A 403-nucleotide genomic window follows, 5' to 3' on the forward strand; every position below is an offset into this window, starting at 1 on the left:
CTCATCTTCGACCAAGAAGATGGACTCGCCTTAGACTTGAATATTCAAGACACTTAAAAAGTGTTTTAAGAACTCAATTTTTTCGTATTAACACAACGACAGACATCATTGCATTAATTACTATCAGCTTTCCAAATTGTTAAAGAGCGGGCTTAAAAAAGCCAAAGATAATTTTTCAGTTTATCTTTGGCATCTCTAACCAGATTGCAGTAAATGGTGGAGCTATGCGGGATCGAACCGCAGACCTCCTGCGTGCAAGGCAGGCGCTCTCCCAGCTGAGCTATAGCCCCATTTACATGCAGTGCGAGTATCAGATGTCCCAACCCTCAAAGGATTGGTGGGTCAGAGTGGACTTGAACCACCGACCTCACCCTTATCAGGGGTGCGCTCTAACCAGCTGAGC

Annotated in this window: 1 tRNA gene; it reads right to left on the reverse strand. The window is 44.9% G+C overall.

Going from position 1 to position 403, the window contains the following annotated elements:
* Positions 1-214: 214 nt before the first annotated feature.
* A tRNA-Ala gene (locus M0415_RS21320) sits at positions 215-290 on the reverse strand.
* Between the last annotated feature and the right edge of the window lie 113 nt (positions 291-403).

Source organism: Shewanella sp. 10B, assembly GCF_023475885.1.
Taxonomy (GTDB): Bacteria; Pseudomonadota; Gammaproteobacteria; order Enterobacterales; family Shewanellaceae; genus Shewanella; species Shewanella mangrovisoli.